The 25,861-nt window shown below is 39.4% G+C and carries 20 protein-coding genes, 1 pseudogene and 1 riboswitch; of the genes and pseudogenes, 17 read left to right on the forward strand and 4 right to left on the reverse strand.

Annotated elements, in window-relative coordinates; translation table 11 throughout:
- Window positions 1-198 precede the first annotated feature (198 nt).
- Window positions 199-2,274: a gamma-glutamyltransferase gene (gene ggt, locus NYE65_RS23475; RefSeq protein ID WP_268591808.1), complete on the forward strand. Its 2,076-nt coding sequence runs from the start codon at window positions 199-201 to the stop codon at window positions 2,272-2,274.
- Between the two features lie 201 nt (window positions 2,275-2,475).
- On the opposite strand, the gene NYE65_RS23480 is transcribed toward ggt, so the two are convergent.
- Complete coding sequence (locus tag NYE65_RS23480; RefSeq protein ID WP_340861838.1) at window positions 2,476-2,883, reverse strand: SRPBCC domain-containing protein; 408 nt, start codon at window positions 2,881-2,883, stop codon at window positions 2,476-2,478.
- A 632-nt stretch (window positions 2,884-3,515) separates the two neighbouring features.
- Between NYE65_RS23480 and NYE65_RS23485 the strand changes: the two genes are divergently transcribed.
- The 6 genes from NYE65_RS23485 to NYE65_RS23510 all read left to right on the forward strand — a co-directional run bounded on the left by NYE65_RS23485 (window position 3,516) and on the right by NYE65_RS23510 (window position 11,693).
- Window positions 3,516-3,920, forward strand: a complete 405-nt coding sequence (locus NYE65_RS23485) for a VOC family protein (RefSeq protein ID WP_340861839.1) — start codon at window positions 3,516-3,518, stop codon at window positions 3,918-3,920.
- Window positions 3,921-4,481: 561 nt separating this feature from the next.
- Window positions 4,482-7,097, forward strand: a complete 2,616-nt coding sequence (gene ppsA, locus NYE65_RS23490) for a phosphoenolpyruvate synthase (protein WP_340861840.1) — start codon at window positions 4,482-4,484, stop codon at window positions 7,095-7,097.
- A 478-nt stretch (window positions 7,098-7,575) separates the two neighbouring features.
- A complete protein-coding gene (gene hutG / locus NYE65_RS23495) occupies window positions 7,576-8,532 on the forward strand; it encodes a formimidoylglutamase (protein WP_340861841.1) in 957 nt (318 codons plus the stop codon).
- A gap of 323 nt (window positions 8,533-8,855) precedes the next feature.
- Complete coding sequence (locus tag NYE65_RS23500) at window positions 8,856-9,011, forward strand: hypothetical protein (protein WP_156404305.1); 156 nt, start codon at window positions 8,856-8,858, stop codon at window positions 9,009-9,011.
- A 59-nt stretch (window positions 9,012-9,070) separates the two neighbouring features.
- Window positions 9,071-9,742 (forward strand): SOS response-associated peptidase, encoded by a 672-nt coding sequence (locus NYE65_RS23505; protein WP_340861842.1) that lies wholly within the window; start codon window positions 9,071-9,073, stop codon window positions 9,740-9,742.
- Window positions 9,743-10,077: 335 nt separating this feature from the next.
- A riboswitch (SAM riboswitch) is annotated at window positions 10,078-10,185 on the forward strand.
- A 191-nt stretch (window positions 10,186-10,376) separates the two neighbouring features.
- A complete protein-coding gene (locus NYE65_RS23510) occupies window positions 10,377-11,693 on the forward strand; it encodes a Na+/H+ antiporter NhaC family protein (protein WP_340861843.1) in 1,317 nt (438 codons plus the stop codon).
- A 155-nt stretch (window positions 11,694-11,848) separates the two neighbouring features.
- On the opposite strand, the gene NYE65_RS23515 is transcribed toward NYE65_RS23510, so the two are convergent.
- Complete coding sequence (locus NYE65_RS23515) at window positions 11,849-12,394, reverse strand: chromate transporter (protein WP_328177224.1); 546 nt, start codon at window positions 12,392-12,394, stop codon at window positions 11,849-11,851.
- A 48-nt stretch (window positions 12,395-12,442) separates the two neighbouring features.
- Window positions 12,443-13,072, reverse strand: coding sequence for a chromate transporter (locus NYE65_RS23520; RefSeq protein ID WP_340861844.1), 630 nt, complete (start codon window positions 13,070-13,072; stop codon window positions 12,443-12,445).
- Between the two features lie 245 nt (window positions 13,073-13,317).
- Between NYE65_RS23520 and NYE65_RS23525 the strand changes: the two genes are divergently transcribed.
- From NYE65_RS23525 to NYE65_RS23560, 8 genes and pseudogenes are all read left to right on the forward strand, one after another.
- Window positions 13,318-14,196: a LysR family transcriptional regulator gene (locus tag NYE65_RS23525; protein ID WP_340861845.1), complete on the forward strand. Its 879-nt coding sequence runs from the start codon at window positions 13,318-13,320 to the stop codon at window positions 14,194-14,196.
- 230 nt (window positions 14,197-14,426) lie between these two features.
- Window positions 14,427-14,740, forward strand: a pseudogene (locus NYE65_RS23530) (transposase); the annotation flags it as partial.
- A 214-nt stretch (window positions 14,741-14,954) separates the two neighbouring features.
- The gene (locus NYE65_RS23535; protein WP_340861846.1) at window positions 14,955-15,440 is read left to right on the forward strand and encodes a DUF2975 domain-containing protein; all 486 of its coding nucleotides are present in this window, start codon (window positions 14,955-14,957) and stop codon (window positions 15,438-15,440) included.
- Between the two features lie 322 nt (window positions 15,441-15,762).
- Window positions 15,763-17,754, forward strand: a complete 1,992-nt coding sequence (locus tag NYE65_RS23540; RefSeq protein ID WP_340861847.1) for an alkyl/aryl-sulfatase — start codon at window positions 15,763-15,765, stop codon at window positions 17,752-17,754.
- 235 nt (window positions 17,755-17,989) lie between these two features.
- Entirely contained in the window at window positions 17,990-19,228 is a 1,239-nt protein-coding gene (locus NYE65_RS23545) for an MFS transporter (RefSeq protein WP_340861848.1), read from the forward strand.
- Between the two features lie 117 nt (window positions 19,229-19,345).
- Entirely contained in the window at window positions 19,346-20,251 is a 906-nt protein-coding gene (locus NYE65_RS23550; RefSeq protein ID WP_340861849.1) for a LysR family transcriptional regulator, read from the forward strand.
- 168 nt (window positions 20,252-20,419) lie between these two features.
- Window positions 20,420-21,592 carry an acyl-CoA dehydrogenase family protein gene (locus NYE65_RS23555; protein WP_340861850.1) on the forward strand — a complete coding sequence of 391 codons (1,173 nt, stop codon included), beginning with the start codon at window positions 20,420-20,422 and terminating at the stop codon, window positions 21,590-21,592.
- A 27-nt stretch (window positions 21,593-21,619) separates the two neighbouring features.
- A complete protein-coding gene (locus NYE65_RS23560; protein WP_340861851.1) occupies window positions 21,620-23,194 on the forward strand; it encodes a class I adenylate-forming enzyme family protein in 1,575 nt (524 codons plus the stop codon).
- A 298-nt stretch (window positions 23,195-23,492) separates the two neighbouring features.
- On the opposite strand, the gene NYE65_RS23565 is transcribed toward NYE65_RS23560, so the two are convergent.
- Window positions 23,493-24,278, reverse strand: a complete 786-nt coding sequence (locus tag NYE65_RS23565; protein WP_328110542.1) for an IclR family transcriptional regulator domain-containing protein — start codon at window positions 24,276-24,278, stop codon at window positions 23,493-23,495.
- A gap of 243 nt (window positions 24,279-24,521) precedes the next feature.
- On the opposite strand from NYE65_RS23565, the gene NYE65_RS23570 reads away from it, so the two are divergent.
- Together NYE65_RS23570 and NYE65_RS23575 are read left to right on the forward strand one after the other, a co-directional pair.
- The gene (locus NYE65_RS23570) at window positions 24,522-25,178 is read left to right on the forward strand and encodes a CoA transferase subunit A (protein WP_098185350.1); all 657 of its coding nucleotides are present in this window, start codon (window positions 24,522-24,524) and stop codon (window positions 25,176-25,178) included.
- A gap of 6 nt (window positions 25,179-25,184) precedes the next feature.
- Entirely contained in the window at window positions 25,185-25,850 is a 666-nt protein-coding gene (locus tag NYE65_RS23575) for a 3-oxoacid CoA-transferase subunit B (protein WP_098866401.1), read from the forward strand.
- The last annotated feature ends 11 nt before the right edge of the window (window positions 25,851-25,861 follow it).

A 25,861-nucleotide genomic window follows, 5' to 3' on the forward strand; every position in this document is an offset into this window, starting at 1 on the left:
AAGTAAAGGGTATAGCTTAACCATTCGGGGGGGGTGATTTTTTGAAGTGAAGCATCATTGGGAATGCAACGAAAATGGGAATGTGCAGACTGTTTTTTATCGAGACAACCAGCATATTCCTACAAGAGAATTCTGCTCGTATATCCACTTGCCTTATGATAAAACCCAATTTGTTTTATTTTGAAAGGAGACTAATTCATGAAATTTTTAAAAAGTTTTATTTTAGTTACTTTCAGTTTCTTTTGTATGATCACACCGGCTTTTGCAAGTGTTCCTGGAGTGGATGGGTCAATGGGAAAGGGTTTTACAAATGGAATCGTATCAGTTTCTCATCCGTTAGCAGCTGAAGCGGGTATAGAGATACTAAAACAAGGCGGAAATGCAGTCGATGCAGCGGCAGCCATTCAATTATCGTTAAATGTGGTTGAACCAATGATGTCTGGAATCGGCGGCGGTGGTTTTATCATGATTTATAATAAAAAGGAAAATAAAATAACGATGATCGAAAATCGCGAAATGGCACCTCAAAATGTTACGCCTAAACTTTTTTTAGATGAAAAGGGAAAACCTATTCCTTTTAGTAAGCGGCATACATCCGGGAAAGCGGTTGCAGTTCCTGGGACTCTTATGGGGGTGGAGACTTCTCTTGAGAAATATGGAACATTGAAATTATCACAAGTCATAGGCCCGGCCATTAAACAAGCTGAAGAAGGGGTAAAAGTCAATTGGGCAACAGCGCAATATATCGATGAAAATGTAACAAAGCTTAAAAATAACCAATCGGCTGCAAAAGTTTTTGTACCAGACGGAAAGCCGTTGGAAGAGGGAGACACCCTCGTTCAGCCAGATCTGGCAAAGACTCTTAAATTAATAAAAAAACAAGGTTCTGACGTTTTTTATAAAGGTGAAATCGGGGAAGCGCTTACCGAAGAAGTTCAAAAGCGTGAAGGAACGATGACAACTGAGGATTTGGAAAACTATGAAGTGAAGGAAAGAGAGCCGATTAAATCGGAATATAGGGGATTTGAAGTGGTAGGGGCAGCTTCACCAAGCTCAGGCAGTTTGACTGTTCTGCAAATCCTAGAGCTTATGGAAGGATACGATGTGCAAAAGATGGGGGCCAACTCACCTGAGTATCTTCATCACCTAACCGAAGCCATGCATCTTGCTTTTGCCGATCGCGCTGCCTATATGGCGGATGAAGATTTTTATGATGTACCAACAGAGGGACTATTAGATGAAGATTATATTAAAGAAAGAAGAAAACTCATCAATCCAAATAGATCAACAGCTGATGTCAAAGCGGGCGATCCATGGAAGTATGAGGGCAAAGAACCCACTGCAATGAAGATGGTAAAAGAAGAGAAAACCCCAATCGGACAAACGACTCACTTTTCTGTAATGGATAAGTGGGGGAATATGGTTGCTTATACGACTACAATCGAGCAAGTATTCGGATCTGGTATCATGGTACCAGATTATGGGTTCATGCTAAATAATGAAATGACGGATTTTGATGCCACACCGGGTGGAGTTAACCAGGTGGAACCAGGAAAAAGACCAAGAAGCAGTATGTCCCCGACCTTCGTATTAAAAGATGGAAATCCCTTCATGGCGATTGGTTCACCAGGAGGAGCGACGATAATCGCATCGGTATCTGAAACGATCATGAACGTGCTTGATCATAAAATGCTCATTCAAGATGCCATATATGCGCCACGTATTTATTCTGCTGGTTATCCGACAGTAAGATGGGAACCGGGAATTGAACAAAATACAAGGCTTGAGTTAATGGCTAAAGGCCATGTTTATGAAGAAAAACCGCAACATATCGGAAATGTGCAAGCAGTTATTTATGATTATGAAAAGGGAAAAATGTATGGAGGAGCCGATAATACGAGAGAAGGAACTGTTCAAGGTGTGTATAATGTTTCCCATAAATCGAAAAAGCCGAAAGAAATAAAAGAAGAAAAAAAGGGACCGTTTACCTTAAAAGTGAATGGAGCCGTTTATCCTTATACAGCTGATCAAATGAAACTGATCGATGAAAAACCCTATATCCAATCAGATAAATTGCTACTAGGTTTGGGTGTAATCCAAACAGGGGATTTAGAAACATTTAAACCAGATAAAAAATCGTATCTACCTGTGTTAGGAGTAGCGAAATCATTAGGGTATAAAACAAAATGGAACGAAAAAGACAAAGAGGCACTATTGGAAAAAGATCCGGCGGATATTGAAGATCCGGACGAAGATGGCAGTGTCACGAATTGATTGCTTTTCTAATTCCGCTCGGGAACTTGATTACTAAATGAACCTAAACTTGACAACCCCGGAATTCTCTATGTTAAGAGAGGTCTGGGGTTGTTTTTTAGTCATATGAAATAGTAGAGAGGTAGTCAGCCAGTTGAACGAAGGTTCCTGAAAAGCCCTCCTGAACCGTTTTCTCCTCGGTTGGGGATACAGGTGCCCCAATCACCGTAAGTATTGTTTTACCTCCATGCTCGGTGAATGAAAAGTATTGAGAGTTTCCAATGGTCGGTTGTCATTAAAAGGAGCACGTACGATGTTACCCATTTCATCAGAAAAGAAAGAGGTGTAAACGAGTTTATCTGGGGCATTTACTTCATGATAAACAAATTTGACCCAGATTACATTACCATCAGGAGATGTCTGGCTGTAATGGAAAACACCTTCCTGGCGAAGCTCAAACTTAGAAATATCAAAAGCCCATCCTTTTGGGCCCCACCAGTTCTGCAGATGTTCTGATTCGGTAAAAGCCTTAAATACAAGCTCGCGAGGAGCATTGAAACTGCGGGGGATTTCGGTTTTTGGAAAAATTATTTCAGTTAATGTTCCAAGCTGTCGAGTCTTTCTTCCCATATTTCACAATACTGTTCAAACCAAATGTTTAATCCTAAAGGGCTCTGGGCGAAGCTTGTAAATTCGACGAATTGCTTCCGTATAAATTCCACTACTCCTGATTTATGAAGCCCGCTTATATATTTGGATGACAATGGATGCCGAATCTGAAGTCGTTCTGCATATTTTCCCGCGGTGAGTTTGGCTCTGCAAGAGCACTTAATAATGTAGTATTCATCTTTACCCCGCGATTTATTAGAATGATAGTCCTTTGGGTGAGATATAAACAAACAGGAATATTCCCGTCAAATAATATTGAAGAAATGTATTGTTGTCCTACACGAGGCGGTACCAAAAATATCCTTCCCCTAAAATGAAAAAATGAGCGCTGATCCTTGTTCCGGGATAGTGCCGCATTATAAGTTTTGTTGAAATCAAGTTCTATATTTGGAAACCGTTTACCATGCTGTTCGTCGAGAATATAACAATGCTATTTTTGTGCATAATGATATAGGTTTAAGTTCTATTATAAAAAAGAACGATCGGAAGTTTTAATTGAAAACAGAACTAATGTTCGTGTATGCTTGTAACGATGATAATCTTGGTACCGGTTATTATTAAGGAATCCAATCTCGATTCAAAGGAGAATGAAAATGATTAAACCATATTTAATGTTTAACAGAGAATGTGAAGAGGCTTTCAAATTGTATATCGAGGCTTTTGGCGGGGAACTTATTGCTATGCAAAAATATAGTGAGATCCCATCAAGTCCAGACTTTCCTGTTGAAGAGAGTGATAAAGACCTGGTTCTTTACTCACAAATAAGATTAACAGAAGATGGAATTATAATGGGTTCTGATTCAAATCGTGAATTGAATGATAGTGACAAAGTGGTTGTAAGTGTGGAGCTTAACTCCGAGGAACAAGCTAGAAAGGCATGGAATACATTAATAGAAGAGGGATCTATACATATGGATCTTCATGAAACATTCTTTGCGAAACTTCACGGTTCGTTGAAGGATAAATTTGGTGTTTCATGGATGTTTACTGTCAATTAAAACTATTCTTGAATCTAAACCAGAAGACATCCTTCTAAAGTCGTTACTATTATTTGGGAAGGTAAAAATTTTAAAAATCCTCATTAATGCTCGGACGCTTTAATGGATTATCTAAAAAATCCCGATTTCTTAATACTAAGAAACCGGGATTTTTACTATTGGAGTTTATTAAGGTTGTACATCCGTATTTTCCCTTAAGCTGCAATAAATGCTTGGATATTTGGAAATCATTTATGTGAGTTGTCTTGTAAAATGGGGTTTTCTGACTTTGTATTTACTACAATTTTGGTCATGATAATACATTGAAAAAAATGAAAAACTGTGTTAAATTTATATAGATACACCAATTTAGCATTTTGTATAAATTATACCCTATTATAACTATACAACATAATTTCCTTCTCAGTCAATCCTTATTTTTATTTTTTTAAAGGAGTGTTTGATAGGAACATGGAACTTCAGTAGGAGCAAGAACGACTGGACAGCGTTAATGGTTGATCACATGAACAATTTTTGTCATATGATTGTCTTGGTATTAAGCGATAAATGGGAGGGAAAGAAATGAAACCATATGTACTGGAGTTTCGGGAGATCGATAAAACGAAACAAATGGTGGTCGGTGGCAAAGGGATGAATTTGGGCGAATGCTCGAAGATTGATGGAATTCTTGTACCAGAAGGATTTTGTGTTACTACTGAGGCATTTAAAAGAGTCATTGGGGAAAATGATGAGCTTCATCAATTACTCGATCAGCTTGCAGTTCAAAAAGTGGACGAACGAAAAAGAATAAGTGAAATTAGCAGGAAGATTCGTGATCTGATTGAGGGTATCGAGATCGACAAGGGGATCGAAAAAGATATCGACCGATGTCTCTTAATTTTTGGCTTCGAGCATGCATATGCTGTTCGTTCTAGCGCTACTGCCGAAGATCTTCCATTTGCCTCCTTTGCAGGTCAACAGGATACCTATCTAAACATCAAAGGAAAAGATGCAATTTTACAACATATTAGTAAGTGCTGGGCATCACTATTTACTGATCGTGCTGTGATTTACCGAATGCAAAACGGATTTGACCATCGCAAGGTTTATCTGTCTGTTGTTATTCAAAGGATGATTTTTCCACAAGCTTCCGGAATACTATTTACAGCTGATCCAGTTTCCTCAAACCGCAAGGTGCTTTCGATCGATGCTAGCTTTGGGCTGGGTGAGGCACTTGTCTCTGGCTTAGTGTCTGCGGACTATTATAAAGTGCAAGAAGGTAGGATTGTGGAGAAGAAGATTTCTGCCAAAAAGTTGGCTATATATGCACGAAAAGAAGGCGGGACGGTGGAAAAGGAAATTGAGCCGGGGCAGCAGGTTTTATCGACCCTGTCAGATGAGCAAGTGTTGGGGCTTGAAAGGATCGGCAGAAAGCTTGAAGCGCATTTTGGCTGTCCGCAAGATATCGAATGGTGTTTGGTTGATGATACATTTTATATTGTCCAGAGCCGTCCAATTACTACTTTATACCCCATCCCAGAAGCGAATGATCAAGAGAATCACGTTTATGTATCTGTCGGTCATCAACAAATGATGACTGACGCCATGAAACCATTGGGATTATCTTTTTGGCTGTTAACGACTCCTGCACCCATGCGTATAGCTGGCGGAAGGTTGTTTGTAGATGTCACACATATGGTGACTTCACCTGACAGCAGAAAAATGTTAGTAGAGGCCATGGGACAACACGATCCGCTCATGAAAGATGCACTCATTAACATAATAGAGCGAGGGGATTTCATAAAATCCGTACCAAATGATAAGCAAGAACAGAATTCCGGTAAAAGCAATAAAAGTGTGCCGTCTGGACATTCTAGTGCACAAATTGAAAACGACCCGACAATCGTTTCTGATTTGATTAACCGTAGTCAAACATCGATAGAAGAATTAAAACAAAACATCCAAACGAAATCAGGATCGGATTTATTTGATTTCATTCTGGAAGATATCCAGATATTAAAGAAGATTTTATTTGACCCACAAAGTTCAGCTGTGTTTATGGCTGCGATAGATGCATCATCATGGATCAATGAAAAAATGAATAAGTGGTTAGGTGAAAAAAACGCAGCCGACACGCTTTCTCAATCTGTACCAAACAATATTACTTCAGAAATGGGTCTGGCGCTAATGGATGTCGCAGATGTGATACGTCCTTATCCAGAAGTAATTGATTATCTACAACAAGTAAAAGATGATAATTTTATGGATGAACTGGTTAAGTTTGATGGTGGTCAGGAAACCCAGGATGCCATCTATGATTATCTCGGCAAATACGGAATGCGATGTGCTGGAGAAATCGATATTACTAAAACTCGTTGGAGCGAAAAGCCAACTACACTTGTCCCCGTAATTCTTAGTAATATCAAAAACTTTGAGCCTAATGCTAGCAATCGAAAATTTGAGCAAGGGCGACAGGAAGCTTTGAAAAAAGAACAAGAGCTATTAGAACGATTGAAAAAATTACCGGATGGTGAACAAAAAGCCAAAGAAACAAAACGAATGATCAGCCTAATCCGAAATTTCATCGGTTATCGGGAATATCCAAAATACGGAATGGTTAACCGCTACTTCGTTTATAAGCTGGCTTTACTGAAGGAAGCCGAACAACTCGTGCAAGCCAACGTTATTCATGAAAAAGAAGATATATATTATCTCACTTTTGAAGAACTTCACGAAGTCGTACGCACAAATAAACTAGATTACCAGATGATCAGCAAACGAAAAGACGAGTACAAATTATATGAAAAACTAACTCCACCACGTGTTATCACGTCTGATGGTGAAATCATTGTAGGGGAATATAAACGAGACAATCTCATGGCCGAAGCTATTGTAGGCCTATCGGTTTCTTCCGGAGTAATAGAGGGCAGAGCGCGCGTCATCTTAAACATGGAAGATGCAGATCTAGAAGATGGAGATATACTGGTTACAACCTTCACCGATCCTAGCTGGACACCATTATTTGTATCCATAAAAGGACTCGTCACCGAAGTTGGCGGGCTGATGACCCATGGAGCAGTCATCGCACGTGAATATGGCTTACCTGCCGTTGTCGGTGTGGTAAATGCCACCAAGCTTATAAAAGATGGGCAACGTATTCGAGTAAATGGAACAGAAGGTTATATAGAAATACTATAATTCATTATATTTCAATCATAAAGAAGATCATTCGAATTAGGAGAATCATTGAAATAATGATGCTTTGCGGATTTTGGCAAAACCCCCTGTCACTAGGTCATATAAGGGGCCAGTAACTGAAAATTGATATTAAAGTTTAGTAAGGACATTTTGAGATCGAGCCTTCTGTTAAAGGTCGCTTTTATATGATGCCAAAGCCCAATTTCTCGCGTACAACACGGGGGAATTGGGCTTTTTGTGGATTTTATTTATAGGCAAAATCGATAATCCCTTGCTAAATCTAATGGCTTGAGCAGCAATGTCAAACGGATACGAGGAAGATATTCTCCAACAGATATATCTGTCAATATCATAAATTACGCTGAAAGCGGCTATACCTTCTATAGAAATATTAAATTTTTGTATTGGTAATTATACATTATCTCCATTATAATTTTTAAGAAAGATATTTCGGAATTTTTAAAATAAAGGAGAAATTATGTATACTCAACCGACTTTAAAATATTGGAATGGAAGAATTGATTCCCAAACTGACCTCGACAGCTTCAGATACCACCAAAGAGTGCGCTTGGCACCGATTTCGGAATTAGCCACCTCTTCCAATGCATCACGAACTTTTGGACTGATTGGCTTTAAATGTGATGAAGGCGTCAAAAGGAATAAAGGCAGGGTTGGTGCTGCCGAGGGTCCTGATCATATTAGGCAATCGTTGGCAAAATTACCTTGTCATTTACCTTCCCAAACCGAGCTGGTGGATGCTGGCGATGTAATATGTGAAAGTACAGAGATGGAAGCCGCCCAATCTCAACTGGGATCAGCTGTTGCCCGGATTTTGGAGAGTAAAGCGATTCCTATCATACTTGGGGGAGGACACGAAACCCTGTATGGCCATTATCTTGGGATTAGGAAATCCATTGGACCAAAAGCTAGACTGGGGATTATTAATATTGACGCTCACTTTGATATGAGGCCTTATGAAAAAGAAACTTCATCAGGCACGATGTTTAAGCAGATTTTGGACGAAGATCAAAGTTGTGGCTATTTATGTGTCGGAATTCAGAAGCAGGGGAATACGAAGGCACTGTTTGAAACTGCCGAGAGGAGTAAGGTTGACTACATATTGGAAGAAGATTTGTCATTATACGAAATGGATGAAACGAAGCGGAGGATAAATGAATTCGCTAAGGAAAATGACTATATCATGCTTACATTATGTACGGATGTAATTGATTCAGCCTACGCACCTGGGGTAAGTGCACCATCGCCGTTTGGACTGGATCCGAAATTGGTCCGTGCCATTATTAGGCATATCGTATCGAATGAAAAGATCCTCTCATTTGATATCTCTGAAGTGAACCCTTCATTGGACGAAAATAATAAGACCGTTACATTGGCAGGGCATTTAATAAATGAGGTTTTGCTGCATTTTAAATAATGGACATGGGATGGCGGCAACTCCAATTCGGTCTTCCCAGAAAGAGGGTTTCTATTCGTATCCACTGTTGGGGCTTTCCTTAATGTTATCTTCAATATTGAAGCGAAAAACCTTTAAAGCCCCCAGACTGTCCATGAATCATTCATGGACAGTTTTTTGCGCCTCCTTCACAAGGATTCATGGTCCTTGGCATTGCTTCGTTCGACTAACCATTTAAAGTATAAAGGCGTGTGGATTTTCCATGCCTCTGCTACGTTCAATACTGATACTTGTGGGTTTTTGGTTTATAATAACAACCATCTAGCCTTTTGAGGAGGGATTCCATGAATGAATATAAAGTAACGGTGAGGAATGGCAGTACCTTAATTTTGTCGGAAATCATTAAAGCAGAAGATGAAAGAGAAGTCCTTGGCACTCTTTTGATTTCCAGCGAATTATTTAATCAACCATTTACTGATATCAGGATTTTAGAAAGCTGATTTGTGCCTGCCCATTCCATTTGATACACTGTAATAAATCTTAATACGGTGGCGATATTATGTGTGGACGTTTCACTCTTTTCACTGACATAGAAGAAATAAAAGAACGGTTTGATATTCAAGGGTCATTTGATGAGGAATACCAATTCAGCTACAATATTGCTCCCTCCCAATCCGTGCTCTCCGTCATTAATGACGGGGTAAGGAACCGGCTTGGATATCTTCGGTGGGGACTCATTCCTTTCTGGGGAAAAGACGAAAAAGCGGGCTACAAAATGATCAATGCCAGAGCGGAAACCATTGCTGAGAAAGCAAGCTTCAGGAATGCGTATAAGAAGAAGAGATGCTTGATAATCGCTGACTCTTTTTATGAATGGAAGAAGACACCAGAAAGAAAAATACCGATGCGGATAAAAATGAAGAATCATGCTCCATTTGGAATGGCCGGTCTCTGGGAATCCTGGAAATCTCCTGAGGGCATCAGCATCTATTCGTGCTCTGTTATAACAACTGTGCCAAATGAGCTAATGACCAGCATTCATGACCGCATGCCTGTCATTCTAAAACCAGAAGATGAAAAAGATTGGTTGAATCCTTCCATTAATGATCCTGCATATCTGCAACAGTATTTAAAATCATTCGATTCGGAACAGATGGAAGCATTTGAAGTATCGACTGATGTGAACTCGACTAAAAATAATTCACCTAACCTAATCCAACAAATTTGCTGAGAGGTCATTAGACCTCTCAGAATGTAGACAACTCGATGAAGATCGAGTCTGTCTACATTTTTTTTTTGGTTTTTACAATTTGACGTTGCCTCCAGGCACTCGCTTTTCCCCGAGGAGTCTCGCACACCTGCTCCAATCAACTTAGATCTCTTTATAAACAGTAAGGAGTGCATGTGAAACACTTTGAAAATTAACCCTTGCGAAAATAGACAAAATGCTGTACTGTTATATTTGCTTTTCAAAACGACTTTCGATGTCACGAACTCAGGCAAGTTTCCAGCGTGGTACTTTTCTGGCAGGCATCGTAATTTTTGATAAAATTATATAATGTAATCTTCTTATCAAGAGAGACGGAGGGACTGGCCCGAAGATGTCTCGGCAGCGGACTTAAATGGAGTGCTGTGCCAAATCCAGCAGGCTGATTTTTGCCTGAAAGATAAGGAGGGTGTTTTTTATAAATTAAAAGACCTCTTCTTGTTGTTAAATAGAAGGGGTCTTTTTTATGCCAGTTTTATTTGCTACAGCTCAATGACTGGAAAATCAGGTAGGTTCAAATTGGAGTTATTTGCGAAAACTGTTAATAGAATAAGAGCTGTGACACATGTCGCGGGAAAAATAAAAAGAGGTGTACATCATGAGTGCAAACAATAAAGGGAATCCATGGGCATTGATCCCATTTGTCGTATTTTTAATTTTATTTATTGGGTCTGGAATCATCACTAAAGATTTTTATTCATTTCCGGTGATTGTAGCGATTTCCATTGCATCGGCAGCTGCATTGGCGATGAATCGGAAAGAGACATTCAATCAAAAAGTTGATATCTTCTGTAAAGGTGCCGGTGACGCCAATATCATGTTAATGGTTATCATTTTCCTTTTGGCCGGCGCTTTTTCGGAAGTTGCCAATGGCATGGGGGCAGTTGAATCAACAGTGAATCTTGCCTTAGCTGTTTTTCCGCAAAACCTATTAATGGTAGGGATTTTCATCATCGCTTGTTTTATTTCTCTATCCATGGGGACAAGCATGGGCACGATTGTTGCCTTGGCACCTATCGGGGTAGGGATTAGTGAACAAACTGATATTTCACTTGCCCTTTCAATGGCGGCCGTTATTGGTGGTGCGATGTTTGGGGATAACCTTTCATTCATTTCAGATACGACAATCGCTGCTGTCCGAACTCAGGGAACGAAAATGAAAGATAAGTTTAAAGTGAATTTTTTCATCGTTTTACCTGCAGCCATCATCACATGTGCCATCCTAGGAATTTTAACGATGGGTGAACAAGCTGACATTTCCCAACAGTCTTATGATTGGGTGAAGATTCTTCCATATCTTTGCGTATTGGTCACTGCATTGGCAGGAGTCAATGTGTTCTTGGTCCTTTCCATCGGAATCGTATTTGCCGGAGTCATCGGCTTGGCTGATGGTAGTTATCAACCGTTGGGTGTCATTCAAAAAGTTGGAGAAGGAATGGCGGGAATGTATGAAATCTCCTTCCTTGCCATTTTAATTGCAGGTATGGTAGCTGTAATCAAACATAATGGTGGCATCGACTATTTACTCCACCTAGTGACCCGAAATAGCAAATCGAAAAAAGGAGCGGAATTCAGCATTGCGGGGCTTGTTGGTTTAACGAACCTTTCAACGGCAAATAACACGATTTCGATTATCATTGCCGGGCCACTTGCCAAAAATATTGCTGAAAAGTATGGGATTGATCCAAGGAAATCGGCGAGCGTCCTTGACATTTTTGCATGTTGTATCCAAGGGTTGATCCCATATGGAGCACAACTGCTTGTTGCAGCAGGAGTAGCAAAGATTTCTCCGTTAAGCATCTTGCCGTATTCATATTACCCAATCCTGATTGGACTTTGTGGCGTCATTGCCATCCTGATTGGTTTTCCACGGTTTCAGCCGGGAAATGATGAAATGAAGAAACGTACCTCTTAAAAAGAGAATACAATAATATTAAAACACCCTGAATCATTGGATTCTGGGTGTTTTCTGTATGGTAAATACATAAACATAATAAAGTTTTCTCACACTTTTCAATTTTTTTGCTTAATTCCGGTCCAAATTAATGATGGTTGTGTGTGAGACACCTGTCATGAATAGAGGACAACACCTACTAAACCGGAAAGAATAATTATATAGGCTGGATGCCAGCGTAATTTCATTAGGGCAAATAACGATAAACCAAAAACGATTAATAAGCTTATCGTATGCCATGAAACGTTCACGGCTATCATATGATTGGAAAGTGCTAAACTGATCGCTGCAAAGATGATCAAACTAGTGACAATCGGTCTTAATCCATAAAACATGGATTGAACAACTGGATAATGATTCAATTTGCTGAAAAATGTGGCTATAACGGTTACGATTATAATGGCAGGAAGCAAGATTCCTAGAGCAGATGATATGGCTCCTGCTAACCCAGCAGTGGAATAGCCAACGAGAATGGCACTATTGGCGGTTACAGGTCCTGGGGACATCCCGGAAATGGCGATTATATCGGTGAATTCCTGCGTAGTCATCCATCCATGCTGTGAGACTTCCGATTCTATTACGGGAATCATGGCGTATCCGCCTCCGAAAGATACAAAGCCGATAATAAAGAAGGTGCTAAACAACTCCCACAATTCCATCATTCCATCACATGCTTTCTTAAAAATTAGTTAGTCCCTATTTTGTGTTACCTATATGCCAGCACCCATGAAAGGTTCGAAATCATTTTCTTCTATTTTCCTATCTTTTTTGTCCATCTTGACATCGTAACCTAATTTTCTCTTAATGGAGATGGTCACAATACCGGCTAGGGCTCCTGCTAATATAACCATCACAGGGTGAAGAAAGTAGAGGACGGGAATTCCTGCTATTAAGATACAGAAAGTTGATTTGTCTACAACTGCGGTTTTTCCTATCTTGATAGCCGCATAGGCGATGATGGCTACTATGGAAGCTCTGATCGATATGAATGCGGATTCTACCTTCGGATTATCCTGAATGAAAAAATACACAATGCCCAGGAGCAGAACAATTAAAAAGGTAGGTAATGAAACACCGATCATGGCTGCCATTGCCCCCTTCATTCCGGCAATTCGATGGCCGATAAAGGTGGCGGAGTTAATGGCGACAGCTCCCGGTACGGACTGAGATAAAGCAAAAACATCAGTAACTTCTTCGCTTTTCATCCATTTTCTCTTTTCGACCACTTCATTTTCGATTAAAGGGATCATCGCAAACCCGCCTCCGAATGTGACAGGTGCTATTTTAAAAAAGGTCCAAAATAATTGGAATAGAGTTTTCCATTGTCCTTTCATTGACATCAGTCACTTCCTTTGCATGCTTTGTTTAATTCTTATCATTAACATATCAAAGAAAAAGGGCTGGGTAAATTGCAACAAAATCATCGGGTATAACAAAACGTTATACCCAGAAGATTTATCCGTTTTATAAAGAATGCCGCCAAAAATTGAATAGCCTTAGAATGTATCTCACTATTTTCATTTCACCATTTACCTAATGATGCTATCATTTTAATAAACTATCTAAAAACATGGAGGTCGTTTTCTTGAAATTGGAAAATCTGAAAATGTTTTGTTTAGTGGTGGATGAAGGAAGTATAAGCCAGGCAGCGAGGTTAAGTTTCTTATCACAGCCCGCTGTAACACGGCAGATCCATCAACTGGAAAATTATTATAACACTTTGTTATTCGACCGTGAGGAAGGAAGGCTGAGAGTTACAGAAGCAGGAAAGCTGTTATACCCTTTTGCTAAAGCCATAGTAAATGACTTCAACCATTCAAAAGAAGTGATTCAGCAATCGACGGGGAAGTACAATGCAAATCTCATAGTAGGGGCTTCCTTGACTATCGGCGAGTATTTGTTGCCGAGCTTGCTTGGGAGATTCAAAAAACAACAGCCAGAAATAAAAGTGACATTGACGATTAAAAATACTCCCCGGGTTCTGGAGGATCTTTCAAACGATGTCATTGATTTGGCCTTGGTGGAAGGACTTGTGGAAAACACCGATTTTATTGTAGACAAGTTCGCCGAAGACGAATTGATATTGGTATGTCCATCCGACCACACATGGAAAGACAGAAAAGAAATTCAGCTAGAGGAATTGGGAAATGAAAGGATGATTTGGCGTGAATCCATTTCCGGAACACGGCTTATCGTAGAAAATATGCTACGGGAGCATGGGGTTTTAGAAAAAATTGAAAGCTACATGGAGATTGGCAGTACACAAGCGATAAAAAGTGCGGTTGAAGCCGGACTTGGAATCAGCATTTTGCCAAGGCTGACAGTGGCCAGAGAATTGGAGCAAGGCTTTTTGCGGGAAGTGGATATATACAGAATAAATATGGCAAGAAATTTATGGCTAGTCAGGAAAAACAAGCGTTTTAATAAAATAGGGGTGTCTAAATTTGTTGATTTTCTTCAATAAGGATGGACGCTGCCTTTGTTCACTCATACAATTGGCAGCGTTTTCAGTTTCGTGATTAACGGCGTGGCCCCGGCAGCTAGCAAAAGTCATGGTAAATTGAAAATACAGCATTGATTATAAAAGCTCACTCTATCGGGAAGGGCATTTTGGTTGTTCAGTCTTCGGTTAGACAAACAAAGGGATTAATGGGCATAATAAAAGATATAATGATGGTTCGGAGATGATATAGCGTGGAGTTAAAGGAAATAAAGAAGCTCGCCGAAGAATTAAATGAAAGCGGTAAACAGCAACTTGTATATTTCTTGCAGTCTCGACCGAAACCGATGTTGCTCCTATTCGTGCAATTGATGAAATCCAGGTACAAAAGCATAAAGCTAGTCTTGTCTGGCCACATTGCGACAGCCATTTTGTTGTGCGATTTGGTAAATACGTTATCAAAACATGTGCTGGAGAGGTGAAACAGCAGCGTTACAGCTGTAAAGCCTGCCATCAAACCTTCAACGACCTCACAAACACGCCCCTTCAACGCATCAGAAGACCACATAAATCTAAACGGGCAGTTTTGTTGAACAAGTTGTAAATTTAACATTTTAAAGTAAGAGCATTTCTTTGTAATGAGAAGTGCTTTTTATTTTTGTCAAAATTAAAAGGATATTTCAATAACAATAATAATATAAATAAAAACAATATAAATTTACTGTTATACGATAAATAATATGCTAAAATCAAGTTGTCATTAAATAGGTGAGGTGTTTTAAATGAATGTTAAACAAGGTTCAACGACTTTCTTAAAGGTAATTATTTTTCTGGCTGGAATTGCAATGCTTGCTTTGTGTATCTGGTTGCCTGACATAGCGGTTAGAGATGCAAGGGTACATCCAGATACGGCTTACTTCCTAATCCCCTTTTTAGTATGTGCATACGGATTCTCTATTGCGTTTTCTGTTGCGTTGTATCAAGCATATAAACTATTAACCTACATCGAAAAGAACAATGCTTTCTCTGAATTATCCCTTAAATCTTTGAAGATTATAAAGAAATGTACTTTTACAGTCATTTTCCTCATTTTGTTAGGAATAGTAAGCTTAAGGGTGCTTGCTAAAGTTACAAGTAGTGATGATGCAGCGGGTCCTACATCATTATGTCTAATGGGTATTTTAGCAACAAGTATCATCGCAGCCATTGTGGACGCACTTCAAAAGCCATTAAAAAATGCCCTAGATATAATGTCAAAAAATGAATGATTAACGGATATGTAAGACTTTGGATTGTCAGCCAGGTGATTTTTGGAGTACAAAAGCGATGAAGACACTAATTAAAAACAAACACGGGGACGATAGCTCAAAGAACCGCCTTTTCAACAAGGCGGTTTCCTTATGGTCAAATATCAACATTAGAATTTAACATTGCCTTTATATAAATAAAATTGAAGTTACTATTAGAAATAGTAAATATACTTAATGGCAAATTAATTATAAGATAAATTCATATTATTCAAAAAAATCTAAGAAAGATACTTTAACATTCGGAATAGATACAAGATATCTACTTAGAAAGGGGTATGAAATGTCCAAAATATCTTTTATTAAAGGAGTTGTAACCGTTCCCATTGTTTTTGTTTTACTGGCAGGTTCTTCTGTTACAAATGCTGCTTCAGATGAGCCAATGCCGGCAACAGATGCAACAATCTCAGCAAATAAGGCTTTTTATGAACAGTTGAATTTTACAGACAAGGAAGATTTCAAGAATGCACATAAAGGATTTATAGCGCCTTTGAATATGAATCCCATTAAAAATTCAAAAGGTGACGTGGTATGGGATAGTAATCGATATTCATTCATCAAAGAAGATCAGCCGGCAAGCTTTACTGTAAACCCAAGCTTGTGGAGGCAAGCTCAGTTACAAAATATAACAGGCTTATTTAAAGTGGTGGATGGCGTTTATCAAGTTCGGGGCCAGGATTTATCAGTACTTACCATTGTGGAAGGAAAAACAGGATTAATAGTTTTGGATACACTTTCTACAATTGAAACGGCCAAAGCAGCCATGGGGCTTTATTTTGAACATCGGCCTAAATCCCCAGTAAGTGCAATTGTTATTAGTCACAGTCATGCGGATCACTTTGGTGGTATAAAAGGCATTGCTCAATATGCTGAAAATCCAGCTAAAGTGCCGATTATTGTCCCAGCAGGTTTTAACGATGAAGCGCTAAGTGAAAACATTCTTTTAGGCAATATAATGTCTCGCCGTGCAGGTTATATGTTTGGAAATCTCTTACCCGCAAGTGAAAGGGGATTTGTTACTTCTGGTATTGGCCCAGGATTAAGTAACGGAACTTTTAGCTATTTACCTCCAACAATGGAAGTGAAGGATGATATTCAAACGGTGGAAATAGACGGAATTACATTTAAATTTTTATTGACGCCGGATTCGGAAGCTCCATCTGAAATGCATTATTATATCAATGATTACAAAACTTTAGTGGTAGCGGAAAACACCGGACACACGTTACATAATATTTATACATTAAGGGGAGCTAAAACCAGAGATACTTTAAAATGGGTGAAAGCACTTGATGAAACAGTTGATTTGTTCGGAAACGAAGATATAGATGCTATGGTTACGGCCCATACATGGCCCATATGGGGAAGGGACAATGTTTTGGAGCAGTTGGAGAGTCAGCGTGATTTATACAAATATATTCATGACCAAACCATACGATTAGCTAATTTTGGTCTCACACCTGACGAAATCGCGGAAAAGTTAAAGCTTCCTGAAAAGTTGGATAAAGTCTGGGCCAATCGGGGGTATTACGGAACATTGAAACATAACGTAAAGGCGGTGTACAACTTTTATTTAGGATATTTCAACGGTAATCCATCCGACTTGGATCCATTACCACAAGAGGAATCGGGCGCTAAATATGTACAATATATGGGTGGGGAAAAGAAGGTCATTAAACAGGCAAAACTTGATTATAAAATAGGGGAATATCGCTGGGTGGCTCAAGTCTTAAAGCATGTCGTCATGGCCAACCCGAAAAATACAGAAGCAAAAAATTTACTGGCTAAAGCTTATGAGCAATTAGGATACACAGCAGAATCTTCTGTGTGGCGTAATTTCTATCTTACTGGCGCAGACGAGTTAAGGAATGGTGTGGCAGACTCAAAGGGAAGTGGCGGAATGATGAATCTCGATACGCTGCTCAATATGCCAATGGATGATTTCCTGAAATTCTTGTCCATTAAGTTAAACGAAATGAAAGCGGAAAATAAAAATATGACTTTCAATTTGACATTTACAGATTCGAAAACCAATTACACGATCGATCTGAATAATTCTGTATTGAACTTCAAAAAAGGGAAAATGGCGTCCAACCCTGATGCAGCATTAACATTAGATAAAATGACCTTCTATCAGATTGCTCTAGGACGTGAAGATTTATCCAAAATGGAAGCAGCCGGTAAAGTTGCCATTTCCGGTGATAAAAAACAGTTTAAAGATTTCCTGACTTTGCTGGATCAATTCCAACCTAAGGTTAATATCGTAACTCCGTGATAATCAAACACTTCATATTCTAAAAACAAGGATGGATCGGTTACCCACGAGTCTACTTAGCAGTCTCGTGGGTTTGAATGTATTAATTAATCCTGAAGGCATCCTGTTTCGTTTTTAATTTTTTATAAAACGCTCCTAATAGTTACAGAACAAGTTTTGTAATTCGAAAGGAATTGTAAGCGCTTCCTGTGAGGCTGAGGTTTTGTGAAAATATAAAAAAATGGAGTGATGGGGAATGCAGTTATATGCAAGTAAGAAACGAAAAATAATGATTAGCGGCCTTTTATTTGTTGGAATGATTTTAAGTTTTTTTGATCGCGTTGCCATAAATGTCGGGATTATTCCTATTGCAGAAGAGTTTCATCTCACTACGTCCCAGACAGGTATTTTAATTAGTATATTTTTTGTTAGCTACTCACTCATGCAACCGCTTGGTGGATGGATGACCGATAAGTATGGCGCCAGGGTCATGGTTACTGTTTCTTTGTTTAGTTGGTCCTTGTTCACTGTAATGACTGGGTTTGCTTGGTCATTTATGTCTTTATTATTCATCCGTTTTCTGTTCGGGTTAGGTGAAGGGCCTTTCTATCCTGCCAGTATGTCCACTATAAGAGATAACTTCCCGGAAGAAGAACGGGGCCGGGCAAATTCGTTTTTCCTGTCTGCCCAAAATATTGGCGGGATATTAGGTACTGCACTTGCTGCTTCAATGGTGGTGGCATTCGGTTGGCGGGGCATGTTTACCATTGCCGGAATTCTAGGGATATTGGCTTCTTTCGGAATTTGGTTCATTCTCAAGCCTCAAGGAAATCAAGAGGTTAAAAAAGACAAACCGAAACAAAAAAAGGTTGCTCTGAAACTGCTATTTAAAATCGAAAATATTTGGAAACTCATAACATTCAAGTTTATATCAAATATTATCAACTATGGTTTGATCACTTGGATGCCTATATATTTGGTTAAAGAAAAAGGAGTGGATTTAATAGCCGCCGGAGGTTTATTGGCAATCCCTTATATTTTTGGTTTCTTGATGTTTAATGTAAGCGGGTGGCTTCTGGATAAACATATGGCTAACCGGGAGAAGTATCTTGCCGCTGCAGGCGCTTTATTATCGGCAATTTTTCTTTTTTTAATGTCTAACGCCACGTCTATAGGACTTATCATCACGTATCTCACCCTCAACTCCGTAGCACTGTCTTTCTTTGGAACCGTTCTATATACGATCATCATAAAATACTCACCAAAGGAACTGACGGGCTCTGCCTCCGGACTCGTAACTTTCGCCGGTCAAATTGCAGGTGCTGTTTCTCCTTTAGCCCTCGGTTTGATTATCAGTCTGTTTAATGGCTCCTATAATGCCGCTTTCCTGTTTTTGGTGATAATAGCGTTATTGGGAACGATTGTTGCCGTATCAATTAAAAATAATCAGGCACAACCCGCTAAAGAATACGAAAAAACATCTACCATTGTATAAAACTGGATTCTCCTTTTGAGGATAAAGCTTGAGGTATTCTGATTCCACTTCTCTAAAATTGAAAGGGCTTTCTGTTCGAGGTATGATAGTAGTAATAGGCTAGAAGGAGAATAAACCATGAATATAGAACAATTGGAATATATCATTAAGGTAGCCGAGGTTAACTCGATTTCCACGGCATCAGAAAGCCTCCATATCTCTCAATCTGGAATCAGTATGGCCATTACGAGTTTGGAGAAGGAATTAGGTATAAAAATCTTCAAGAGGTCAAGGTTAGGAACCATACCTACAGAAGACGGAAAGGAAATCATCCAGAAAGCTCTTGAAGTATTAAGCAAATTGGAAGAAATAAGAGACAGTGCCCAAATACATTCAGATACGATGGAAAAAGAGTTGCGCCTTTCATCAACACAAGGTTTATTTCTAACGGTTTTGCCTAAATCCTTGGCCTTATTTAAGAAGAAGTATCCCGAGGTGAAAATTGTCATTGAAGAAAAAGGGGGACTAGAGATAACCGAAGAAGTACGGAATGGTAAGATAGACATCGGGCTATTGAATATCCCAAAGGTTAAACCAAAAGAAATTGAGTTGGAATTCCAACCTTTGATGGAAGCAAAAGTGATTGTGATGGTCAGTAAGAACTCACCTTTAGTTAACCGTAAAAGCATAACCCCACGAGAGCTTATGGACCAAAATTTGGTCATTTACAATGGACCAAGAATGAAGTCGTTCATTAAAGGTTTTTTTGATCATTACGGTGAGATGAATATTTTGTTTTTCACAAATAATACAGAGATCATCAAAAAAACCGTCGCTGAGGGATTAGCGATTGCCTTTTCTTATGATATTGGAGTTAACAGCGACCCCTATTTCCTAAGCGGGGAGCTTGTGGCCATTCCTTTGGTGGAGATGGAAAATAATACAATGGAATTCGGTTACGTTTGCTCTAAGAAGCAGTATTTTTCAAAAGCTGCCAGGGAGTTTATAAAATGTCTCGAATTCTACACCACTCTTAAATATTAGTTTCCTATGATGATAGGGAACTAATATTTTTTTATTTACATCAATATTATTTATATTTATATCATATATCCTTATTTTACTTAAATATTATTTACATTTAAAATTGATTTTATAACATTTCAAATATTTAAAAAGTAAGACGAAAATAAAAATCGAAAGGGGAAACATATGGTTACGACCCAGGAAGAGAAATTAGAGGTACTTCAAACAAAGTTGCAGGATTTCATCCAAAATGAATTGCTTCCATATGAACAGGAGCATGGCTTGAACGCTGAAGAGGATATTCCGATGGAAGCCATAAAATGGGCAAGGAAAAGATCCAGGGAATTGGGCTTTTACGGAATTAACCTCCCTGAAAAATATGGCGGACAAGAAGTAAGCTTAAAAGGATTATGCATGTTCAAGGAAGAATTGGCACGTTCCGGAGCGGTTTTATGGGGGCAGGTTATAGGGGAGATTGGCGGGCCGCTAAGAATTGGTCAGATGTTGGAAAGTTTTACACCGGAGCAAATAGAAAAATATGTGATGCCCGTTGTGACGGGAGAAGTGAGTTGCTGCTTTGCCCTTACAGAACCAAATGCCGGGTCGGATGCATTCGCTATCGAAACAACAGCCGTTAAAGACGGAAATGATTATATATTAAGCGGAAAGAAACATTTTATCAGTGCGGCCCCCTATGCTGATTTCGCCATTGTCATAGCGAAAGAATCCCGGAAAGGAGAAAAAGAAAGGATCACTGCTTTCCTAGTTGATAAAAAAACACCACAACATCCAGGGTTTGAACTAGGAGACATTCAAGTTCCCCTATCAGGAGAACGCATACATGCCGAATTGAATTTCAATCAATGTCGAGTGCCTGCCGCCAATATAATCGGAGAACCAGGAAAAGGGTTGCTGCTCGGATTGAAAAGAATAAACACAAATCGTGCTTCCCATGCCGCCGGCTTTATCGGAATGGCTCAACACCTTCTCGATTTATCTATTGAACATGCCAAAACGCGAGTCCAGTATGGCCGGCCCATCGGTGACTTCCAGGCAATTCAGCATATGCTCGCAGATATGGCGACGGAAATCTATGCAGCAAAATGCATGGTCTATGATGTGGTTGATAAAATTGATCAGGGAAAAGAGGATCGGGCCGGTACGTCCATGGCCAAGCTGTTTGCTTCAGAGGTCAATAGCCATGTGGCTGACAAGGCCATCCAAATCTTTGGCTCCAAAGGCTTGGTAAAAGGGCATCCAGTAGAAAAAATGTACAGGAGTGCACGGATGTATCGGATTCTGAGCGGAACCTCAGAGATTCAAAAAAATACAATTGCCAAAGCACTATTAAAAGGGTGAAAACTTTTTCGGGGGAGGAAAAAATTCATGCTGCATAAGTTGACATTTCAGTCACTGTTGAATAAAGGAATGAAACGATTCGGCGAACTGCCGGCTATTACCTTGTTGCCAAACGGAGAAACGATAACCTACGACGAGTTATGGAAGAAAACAGAACGTATCACTTCTTATTTACTGCGTTTAGGTGCAGGAAGGGGCGTCCGCATAGCGACCATCATTCCAAACAGTTTGGAAAGTGTGATGTTTGGTTTAGCCGTCCAGCAATGCGGGGCTACCTTGGTGCCATTAAGTGAAAAACTCGGAAAACGAGAAATACAATTCATTTTAAAGGAAGCAAAACCAGAAGTGGTCATAATTACTACACAGACACACTTTGACACCTTCTTAGAGTATTTGGAAGAAATGAAGAAGGAGGATGTCCATATTATTGGGCTCCCTGGCTTTAATAGTAATTATCCGGAGGAGTTTGAACTGTTTAAATGCCCTGGTGAAATAAATAATTTAGACTTGCCAATAGCTGAAGAAGATGACATTGCCCTTCTGTCCTATACAGGCGGGACAACGGGTACACCCAAAGGCGTCATGCATTCCCAGAAAGGACTCGGCGCCGCGATACTTTCTGCAGCTATCGAAGACCCGCTGGACGACCGGGACCGGTTATTGCTAAGTACGCCCATTGTGCATTCAGCCGGTTCATTACTTTGGAGATCCCTTGTTTCGGGCGTCCATGTTTATGTGATGGGCTCATTCGACGCTGCAGCATTCATACAGGCGATAAAGGAACATGAAATCACGACGACATTCATGGTTCCGACCATGTTATACAGGCTTCTTGATCAGACCAAGAAGATGGAATATGATATGAGCTCCATGCGCAATATCTTCTATGGTGCGTCACCGATTTCACAGAAGCGCCTTAAAGAAGCTTTTGAAGTATTCGGGCCTATCATGCGCCAGCAATACGGCATGACAGAATGTAATATTGTCATTTCAAGACTATCGAAGAGCGCTCATGTATGGGCTTATCATAATAATCCGGAAGTTTTGAAAAGCTGTGGAAAACCGTGCATTCTTACCGAAGTTCGACTGATTGATGAGAATGGAAATGATGTAAAACCAACCGAGTTTGGAGAAATCATCGTAAAGTCCCCAGCCATGATGGTTGGATATTATCAAAGACCGGATCTTACTCGTGAATACATCCGTGATGGCTGGTTCTACACGGGGGATATTGGTAAATGGGATGAAAGCGGTTACCTTTATATTGTAGATAGGAAGAAAGATATGATCATTACAGGCGGGATGAACGTATATTCCTCAGAAGTGGAGCGAGTGGTGAACCAGCACCCTTCTGTTGCATTAAGCGCATGCATAGGCGTCCCCCATCCAGATTGGGGAGAAGTAGTGTGTGTCGTGATAGCATTGCATGAAGGATTGAGCTGTACTAGTGAGGAATTAATTGATTTCTGCAAACAAAGGACCTCTAAGTATATGGTTCCTAAAATTGCCTATTTTCTTGATAAGTTCCCATTAACGCCGATTGGAAAAATAGATAAAAAAGAATTAAGAAAGATGTTTTCACAAGGTATTCTAACCATTTAGGAGAGGCAGAACAAGTGTATCATAACAGACTTAATTTCAACATTGATACCTACAGAAAACTAGAAAATATAAGATAGACACAAATTATTTTAAGTTACATCATAATTCATACATGAATAGGGAATTTAGGTATATATTCCTAAAAGAGTATTTTCGCACCAGAATCCTTAATAATAAAAAAGACGACTCCAATTTTATGAAAATAAATTGGAGTCTTCTTTTTTACTACTAAATTAAATACCACTAAAAAACGAAAATTTTTCAGTGGCCTCAATTTTTTCAAGTGTGTATTTTGATTTTAACTTTTAGATCCAGTTTGATGATTTAATTTTTTAACTCCTTCTTGAAGGGCTGGCAAGTAGATTTCTAATAATTTCTTTTTATCTGTTCGGATGACCTGGGTAGAAACATTTACTGCGGCTATCGTTGCCCCCTGCCAATTGATAATGGGCATTGAAATGGAGCGGAGTCCTTCCTCTAGCTCTTCATCACCTAACGCATAACCCCGTGACCTGGTCATGGCCAGGTCTTCCTCGAATTTTTCATAAGTTGTGATTGTATTTTGGGTAAAGGCTTCGATATTGGTGATTCCCCAAATTTTTTTCCTCTCGTTTTCGGGTAACCAGGCAACAAGTGCTTTTCCTAATGAGGTTGCATAATAAGGCAACCTTGAACCGACCTTCAAGTTTGCCCCGACGATCCTTTTAGCTGCATTCACTCTGGAAACATAGACAACTTCCGCACCATCCAGAATGGCCAGGTTTGTTGATTCCTTTACAGTGGCAGAGATAGATTCCAAGATTGGTTGAGCAAGATCCGGTAAATTCAATGTTTGTAAATAATGGACCGCTAAATCCAAAACCTTAGGGCTGAGTTGAAATCTATTGTCTTCCATTAACCTTATATAACCAAGGTCGACAAGGGTTAATGCAAAGCGTCTAACTGTCGCTTTATTAATGCCTGTCCGCTCTGCAAGTTCCCGAAGCGAAAGACTAGCAGAACTTGAATCAAAAGCTTTTAACACTTCAAATCCTTTTGCGACTGATTGGACGAAATAAGATGATTGTTCCGTTTCATTATTCATCTCGAACTTCCTCCTAAAAATAATGAAAATTTATAGTGAATTATCAGCCTAATTGTTAGAAAAAACAAACAATTAGGTTGACTTCTTAACAAAAGATAATTATGATTATCCCAAGATGCACTATATGTACAATATATACGTATAGTGTACACTTATGATCGCAATTATACAACTCTTATTTTTAATTTTTTCAAAGAATATGTAAGGGATTACATTACGTGGAAGAGGAGGCTTTAAGCTACGTTGAATAAAATCATTACTGCATCAGAAGCTGTTTCGTATATAAAAGATGGAGACACCGTTGCTGTAGGAGGTTTTGGGTTGGTAGGATGCCCTCTTAACTTGGTGGAAGCAATGGCTGAACATCCAGTTTCCGATTTAACAATCATTAGCAATAACCTAGGGGAACCCGGAGGAAAAGGTCTAGGTAAGATTCTACTCCAAAATAAAATAAAAAAAGGGATAGGTTCATATTTTACGAGTAATATGGATGCCGTCCGTTACGTCAAGCAAGGTATGTTGGAAGTGGAGCTGGTTCCGCAAGGGACATTAGGAGAAAGGTTACGAGCAGCAGGTGCAGGTATAGGTGGATTTTATACTCGCACGTCAGCGGGGACACTTATAGGAGAAAATAAAGAATCACGCGTAATTAATGGAAAAGAATATGTTTTAGAGTTACCGTTATTTGCTGATGTGGCTTTAGTGAAGGCTAAAAAAGCAGATAGGTTGGGTAATTTAATCTATTCAAAAACAGCTCGGAACTTTAACCCTGATATGGCTAGTGCAGCAAAAATAACTATAGTTGAAGTGGAGGAGATTGTTGAAATGGGCAAGATATCTCCCGAGGAAATCATAACGCCTCATTTGTTCGTGGATTTTATAGTGGAAAGGAGAAATTGACCGAAGATGTCGACACTTACTATTAAAGAAATGATAGCCAAAAGGGTTGCTATGGAAATAAAAGAGGGAACAATCGTCAATTTAGGGATCGGCATTCCGACCATGGTTGCTAACTATATACCCGAAAATAAATCCGTATACCTTCATACGGAAAATGGGCTCCTTGGAGTAGGTCCTTCGCCAGAGAAAGGGAAGGAAGACCCTGAAATCATAAATGCCGGGAAATTACCGGTCACCGCACAAAAAGGTGCTGCTTATTTTTCATCCTCCGAATCATTTGCGATGATTCGCGGCGGACATATTGATACAGTCGTTTTAGGAGCCCTTCAAGTCAGTGAAACAGGAGATTTAGCAAACTGGGCTGTACCGGGAAAGGATATTTTAGGAGTTGGTGGAGCAATGGATTTAGTCGTGGGTGCAAAGGAAGTCATCATTGCAACTCAGCATTGCACCAAAGAGGGCAATCCGAAAATTGTCAATCACTGCGATATTCCACTAACAGCCCAGGGTGTTGTATCGACATTAATATCTGAATATGCAGTTTTTCGATTTAAAGATAATGAAATGATTTTAGAAGAGTTAGACAAGGGGTGTACGATAGAGAAATTAAAAGAAATCACACCTGCAAATTTTATAATTTCACCAAGTTTGAAAGCGTATTCAGTCGAATGAATTAACAATCC

The sequence above is a fragment of the Peribacillus sp. FSL R5-0717 genome (genome assembly GCF_038002945.1).
In the GTDB taxonomy this organism is placed as follows: Bacteria; Bacillota; Bacilli; order Bacillales; family DSM-1321; genus Peribacillus; species Peribacillus frigoritolerans.

What these genes read in the sequence shown, in the direction of transcription:
- hutG (WP_340861841.1), top strand. Translation starts at nt 7,576, where the DNA reads ATGTATACTCAACCGACTTTAAAATATTGGAATGGAAGAATTGATTCC.
- NYE65_RS23520 (WP_340861844.1), bottom strand. Translation starts at nt 13,072, where the DNA reads ATGTCAATGAAAGGACAATGGAAAACTCTATTCCAATTATTTTGGACC.
- NYE65_RS23510 (WP_340861843.1), top strand. Translation starts at nt 10,377, where the DNA reads ATGAGTGCAAACAATAAAGGGAATCCATGGGCATTGATCCCATTTGTC.
- ppsA (WP_340861840.1), top strand. Translation starts at nt 4,482, where the DNA reads ATGAAACCATATGTACTGGAGTTTCGGGAGATCGATAAAACGAAACAA.
- NYE65_RS23560 (WP_340861851.1), top strand. Translation starts at nt 21,620, where the DNA reads ATGCTGCATAAGTTGACATTTCAGTCACTGTTGAATAAAGGAATGAAA.
- NYE65_RS23535 (WP_340861846.1), top strand. Translation starts at nt 14,955, where the DNA reads ATGAATGTTAAACAAGGTTCAACGACTTTCTTAAAGGTAATTATTTTT.
- NYE65_RS23550 (WP_340861849.1), top strand. Translation starts at nt 19,346, where the DNA reads ATGAATATAGAACAATTGGAATATATCATTAAGGTAGCCGAGGTTAAC.
- NYE65_RS23505 (WP_340861842.1), top strand. Translation starts at nt 9,071, where the DNA reads ATGTGTGGACGTTTCACTCTTTTCACTGACATAGAAGAAATAAAAGAA.
- NYE65_RS23540 (WP_340861847.1), top strand. Translation starts at nt 15,763, where the DNA reads ATGTCCAAAATATCTTTTATTAAAGGAGTTGTAACCGTTCCCATTGTT.
- NYE65_RS23480 (WP_340861838.1), bottom strand. Translation starts at nt 2,883, where the DNA reads ATGGGAAGAAAGACTCGACAGCTTGGAACATTAACTGAAATAATTTTT.
- NYE65_RS23575 (WP_098866401.1), top strand. Translation starts at nt 25,185, where the DNA reads ATGTCGACACTTACTATTAAAGAAATGATAGCCAAAAGGGTTGCTATG.
- NYE65_RS23515 (WP_328177224.1), bottom strand. Translation starts at nt 12,394, where the DNA reads ATGATGGAATTGTGGGAGTTGTTTAGCACCTTCTTTATTATCGGCTTT.
- NYE65_RS23565 (WP_328110542.1), bottom strand. Translation starts at nt 24,278, where the DNA reads ATGAATAATGAAACGGAACAATCATCTTATTTCGTCCAATCAGTCGCA.
- NYE65_RS23485 (WP_340861839.1), top strand. Translation starts at nt 3,516, where the DNA reads ATGATTAAACCATATTTAATGTTTAACAGAGAATGTGAAGAGGCTTTC.
- NYE65_RS23545 (WP_340861848.1), top strand. Translation starts at nt 17,990, where the DNA reads ATGCAGTTATATGCAAGTAAGAAACGAAAAATAATGATTAGCGGCCTT.
- NYE65_RS23555 (WP_340861850.1), top strand. Translation starts at nt 20,420, where the DNA reads ATGGTTACGACCCAGGAAGAGAAATTAGAGGTACTTCAAACAAAGTTG.
- NYE65_RS23500 (WP_156404305.1), top strand. Translation starts at nt 8,856, where the DNA reads ATGAATGAATATAAAGTAACGGTGAGGAATGGCAGTACCTTAATTTTG.
- ggt (WP_268591808.1), top strand. Translation starts at nt 199, where the DNA reads ATGAAATTTTTAAAAAGTTTTATTTTAGTTACTTTCAGTTTCTTTTGT.